The sequence below is a fragment of the Acinetobacter sp. AL9 genome, from assembly GCF_041464035.1.
Taxonomy (GTDB): Bacteria; Pseudomonadota; Gammaproteobacteria; order Pseudomonadales; family Moraxellaceae; genus Acinetobacter; species Acinetobacter towneri.
This window is the reverse complement of the sequence record NZ_JAYFSK010000097.1, coordinates 1-5002: the sequence shown is the minus strand read 5'-3', so window position 1 is coordinate 5002 and position 5002 is coordinate 1. Positions and strand designations below refer to the sequence as shown.

The 5002-nt window shown below is 38.8% G+C and carries 3 protein-coding genes, 2 pseudogenes and 1 other annotated feature; of the genes and pseudogenes, 1 reads left to right on the top strand and 4 read right to left on the bottom strand.

The genetic code is table 11. The features are described 5' to 3' along the window. Positions 1–525 precede the first annotated feature (525 nt). Entirely contained in the window at positions 526–1644 is a 1119-nt protein-coding gene (locus tag ACEO2X_RS13225) for a Fic family protein (protein ID WP_346791957.1), read from the bottom strand. A gap of 275 nt (positions 1645–1919) precedes the next feature. Between ACEO2X_RS13225 and ACEO2X_RS13220 the strand changes: the two are divergent. Beyond that, positions 1920–2345, top strand: a pseudogene (locus ACEO2X_RS13220) (hypothetical protein); the annotation flags it as partial. Between the two features lie 32 nt (positions 2346–2377). Here the strand turns inward: ACEO2X_RS13220 and ACEO2X_RS13215 are convergent. The 3 genes and pseudogenes from ACEO2X_RS13215 to ACEO2X_RS13205 all read right to left on the bottom strand — a co-directional run. Next, the gene (locus ACEO2X_RS13215; RefSeq protein WP_371972133.1) at positions 2378–3163 is read right to left on the bottom strand and encodes a hypothetical protein; all 786 of its coding nucleotides are present in this window, start codon (positions 3161–3163) and stop codon (positions 2378–2380) included. 178 nt (positions 3164–3341) lie between these two features. After that, a complete protein-coding gene (locus ACEO2X_RS13210; RefSeq protein WP_371972132.1) occupies positions 3342–3914 on the bottom strand; it encodes an HdeD family acid-resistance protein in 573 nt (190 codons plus the stop codon). Positions 3915–3983: 69 nt separating this feature from the next. Further along, a pseudogene (locus ACEO2X_RS13205) lies at positions 3984–5002 on the bottom strand (IS3 family transposase); the annotation flags it as partial. Further along, positions 4812–4928, bottom strand: a sequence feature (AL1L pseudoknot). Its footprint overlaps the pseudogene before it by 117 nt.

Genomic DNA, 5002 nt, shown 5'->3' with positions numbered 1-5002 from the left:
AAAGTTGGGTGTATTTCTTCATTGTGTGCTTTCCAATTGCGGGTTGAAAAAGTCTAATGATTCTATGAATACACCTAACTTTTTCAACTAACTACAAATGTGTTGCACTTGAGATTTGAATCTGCGAAATCAGAAAAATGCAAAAATGAGAAAAAAGCCGATTTTGAAACAAGTCGTCTTTTTTATGAGCAGTTTTGATAGTTCTTGCCAATAAATTTGTTTAAAAAGTAATCAATTTTGAGTTTTTTCAAATTTTATCAATGCCTCAATGTCCAAAATTATCCACATTTTTTGTGGATAAAATTTAGGCTATTTTGTACGCTTTAGCTCACATCAATCTCGGCCCTTTGCGGCTATCCGGCATACTGGAATTTTCTTATGATGGGTACATAGAGAACAGGATGTTCCAAATAACAAGAATAAGAAAGATCGCACCAGGAACGTGAGGTAAGACAGGAGTCATACCTAGCAACCCAATATGAAAAACCCCGGCAGGATGCCGGGGTTTTTTATTACTAAGAATATCTATAACTGAGTATTAATCTGATAGCGTGTATTACGTCCACCACCTTCTAATTTGACGATACATTCTTTCTCAAGTAGGTCTGATAAATGGCGAGTAGCTGTTGCTTTACTGACTTTAGCAACCTTTTGATATTGTGAAGCACTAATACCATGTTCAAAGCCATTTTCTCCACCGTCTAATAAACGATTTAGAACTTTGCGTTGTTCTTCACCCAGGGTTGAATTTGAATGTTTATGCCAAAATTGACTTTTAAATAATGTTCGACTGATCTGCGCCAAGGTTTTTTCAAGGCTATCATTCAATGTGTCTAGAAACCAAATCAGCCAATTTGTGATATCAGAATCATTTTTTTGGGTTTGCTCTAATACCTCATAGTAACTTTTACGTTTGTTTAATATCGCAGTAGACATTGCATACAAACGGATGCTTTGTTCATCCATTTGAGCGAGAGCAAGGTCTGTAAGTGTACGTGTAATACGGCCATTACCATCATCAAAAGGATGCAGAGTAACAAACCATAAATGGGTAATGCCTGCACGTAACAATGGATCAAGCAATGAATCATTTAAACTCTGATTAAACCACTCTATGAAGGCATTTAAGCGATCTTCTAAGCCTTCTCTTGGAGGTGCTTCAAAATGTACTTTAGGGTAATGCAATCGACCTGAAACGACCTGCATAGGCTCTGATCCCCGGAGTTGACCAATGCGTAAACGTTGCATTGTCCAGTCTAGATCATTGAAAAGCCAACGATGCCATTGCATGAGACGCTCAACAGTCAGTGGTTGCTTAACATCGTTAAGTGCATCTAGCATGATATTGGCTAAACCTTCTGATCGATCTGAGCTTGGATAAGGCTGTTCAAGCGTGACACCCAAACGTTGAGCTAGAGATGATCGCAATGAAAAAACATTGATGGTTTCATTTTCAATTGCTGATGAAGCAACAAGATTGGCAAGTAGAGTATCTAGAGTAAATTGTTCTTTTGCTAAATCATGCTGACTTTGTCCAAGAAGAATTCCTATTTTTTGATGTATCTGTCTGGTTTTAGGTAAGATAATTGAATCTTGCCATGTGAAATTTGTCCAGTTTTGTATTTGCCAAATCCATTCCTGCATTTTCAATCTTTCTCTGAAAATCTAAGATGAGTTGAATATAGCATATATTCAGCTCAATTAATGAGCCGAATATATCGGTTAATTAGCTCATCTATTTATCTAGGACATTTCTATTTTCGGCTTACATTTAATGTTATTCACCAATTAAAATGTCTATGCGATAAACCATTTAAAATGTCCTATACAGACATTTCCAAGTCAAGCACAGGATTGGGGTCAATTTTACTTTGCCATTTGTAAGGTAAAAGGGGTCAATTTTAGAATGCCGTTGACACCTGGACAATGAGAAACGTATAGAACGTATTAAGCAGGGCTTGGCACGTTCGGGTTACAAGCCAACAGGTAAGAAAGCCAATGAGGCTAAGCACAAACGAATAAAAGAATTACTAGCAGCTGGCAATATGACTAAGGAATTGGCATTATGCTCAAATTTAGCTATGCCATATGGAAAAGTTGTTTCTTCATTTTTACCTTCTCTTGATGCTTATGCTTGGAGTTATGAGGTTGGAGCAATTAAACTAGAGTCACAAATTTATCAATATTTAATTGATAAATTACAATGTCATGCCAAAGACATTTTGTTTATTGGAGATACACTTTTTGTTGATTACAGTGATCCAAATGAATTTGGTATGTCAGCACGTTTAATTGATCGTAAGAATGGTCAAAAGCTGGCAGATGTTTTAATCGACATACTTTAACAACTCGTGGACGTCTCCCTAATAGTGAATACTCACAGCCCCTCATCTTTCCATTTTTTAAATTCTGCAATTCGTTCATCAAGCTCCAGCACCCATGCTGGTTTTATATGTGGCACATCTGGACGCTCAACCCCTTGATGGTCAAAAAACTTATACACCATTGCCGCCAACTTGATAAACGCCTGTTCAAACGTATCAGCCCAAACATCTAAACGATAATCATGATAATGCTCTTGGTATAATTTACCACCATCTTCTACTTTATTGAGATGTGAGCCAGTCTCTAAATAAATCACTAATTTCCCATCATCTTCATCATTATATGCACCGTGACAAACATTTTGGCAATGCCCCCATGTATTCCAGTGCCATGATGGTACTTCGCCAATAACCGTCCAAAAAGCTGGGTGTGTATCAATAAAATGATAGGCAGTTAAAAAGTCCGTTGGATTTGCGAGATATTCTTGCTCATTTTCAAAGGCAGTCTGTAAAGCAGATTGTAAATGCTCAAATTTATTTTGATCGGTGTAGGAAAACAAACTCCTCGAAAGATGCTCAGAGGTTTTAAAAAATAGGCAACCATTCTCTTTATCCTCACCAAAATATTGATAAACCTCTGGTAGAATCTGTAAATCTGTAGGTTTGACATGATGGATCTGGTGTTGTACGTCTTTTAAGCTTTCGTGAATTGCTTCCATACGATCAGGGTAAGTGACGACAAGTTTCTTATCTCGCAGTGATAAAATTGCTGGTTCAGTTATTTGGGGTAACTGTTCTAATAACCAGTCTGGTAATTGTTTTAATTCAGTCGGTTGCATTTTTAGTTATCCTATTTTTAATAATTTCAATTTGTTACATACATTACACAACATAATTTGTACAAGTTCAGTATAAGGAACCCCGCGCTAGTACAAAGATTTTTGACATAAACTGATCACACTCATATTCATCACAAGACATAAAAAAGAGCGCACGGAGTGCTCTTGATGCGAGCTTTTAAAGCTCAGCTGAACTTTTCGGGACTTCATGCCGGATATAAGACGCAAATGTCAGGTAATTAATCCCCTGAAATAAAATATCAATCGCCAGAAACAGGCCCAGGACCCAAAACGGTGCATCTGGGGATTGCAAAATCACGATCCCTGCCAGCAGGGTCAAGATGCCTGAAAATAAAGTCCAGCCCCATCCCCCCAGAGCGCGAAACAAAAGGCTATTCAAGATCCGGATGATACCTGCAATAATTAGAATAATCGCCAGAATATGGGTCAGGACCACCGCGGTCTGTAGCGGTGTACTGAACGCATAATATCCGGCAAGCAAGTATAAAAGACCGAATAAGGCCCAGAACCAGCGAAAACCGCCATGAAAAATTTTATATGCAGCAACAAAATGCAGAATACCGCCGATCATCATCAGTACGCCAAACATGAATACCACGGACAAGGTTGCAAAGGGTAAAGTCGCTAGCAAGACCAGACCAAAAATCACTAGTAAAATGCCCAGCCCCAGATACCATTTTCGCTTTTGATGCAACTGACTACGTACCAAGTCATTGCCTACTGTTTTCATCTTTTCTTCTCAAGTGATGTCTTATTTGACTGATTGAACCGTACCGGGTTTGTCGGAGACTTATTTAAGTTAAGCCACCTGACCTAACGGGTTAATCTTATCATAGTACATTGCTTCAAACTCAAAAGGCGACACATAACCCAGTGCACTGTGTACACGCTTTTTATTGAACCAATCTACCCAGTTTAGTGTCGCAAGTTGTACATCTGCTAAACCTTGCCAATCTGCTTTTAAATATTCAATCACCTCTGTTTTGTATAAGCCATTCACCGTTTCAGCCAAAGCATTATCGTATGAATCACCAGTTGTACCGACTGATGCTCGTAAATTTGCTGCTTCTAAACGATTGGTATAGCGAATCGAAAGATATTGCACACCCCTGTCGGAATGATGAATCACATTCTTTGGCATGCCTCGATCGTGCAATGCTTGCTCAAGTGCATCGAGCACCATATCTGTATTCATCCGTGTTGATACTTTCCATCCAACAATTGCTCGTGAGAACACATCAATAATAAAGGCGGTATAGACCCAGCCAGAATGAGTTTGAATATACGTAAAGTCACTGACCCATAATTGGTCAGGTCGATCAGCAGTAAAATTACGTTTCACTAAATCATCTGCTCGTTTTTGATCATCTCGGTTGCGGGTAGTTTGTTTGTTCTTACCACGCCAAACACCTTGTATATCTAGCTTCTGCATCAATCGAGCAACTGTACAACGTGCAATAACATAGCCTTCACGTTTCAATTTTTGCCAAACTTTACGTACACCATATCGACCTAAACTTTCCTTCCAAATTCGTTTAATTTGTTCTGCATGATGTAAATCATGCTGAGCACGTTTCGCTCGATGTTCTGGATTGTCAGCGAGATCTAAAGTTCGGTAATAGGTTGAAGCTGCGATCGGTAAAATCCTACAAATCGCATCAACACCATATAAGTCTTTATTGTTATGGATGAAATCCACCATTATTTGTGTGGGCGGTCGAGCTCCGCCTGGGCGAAAAAAGCGGCTGCTTTACGTAGAATCTCATTGGCGCGTTGCAGTTCTTTATTTTCGCGTTCGAGTTGTTTGATACGTTCTTG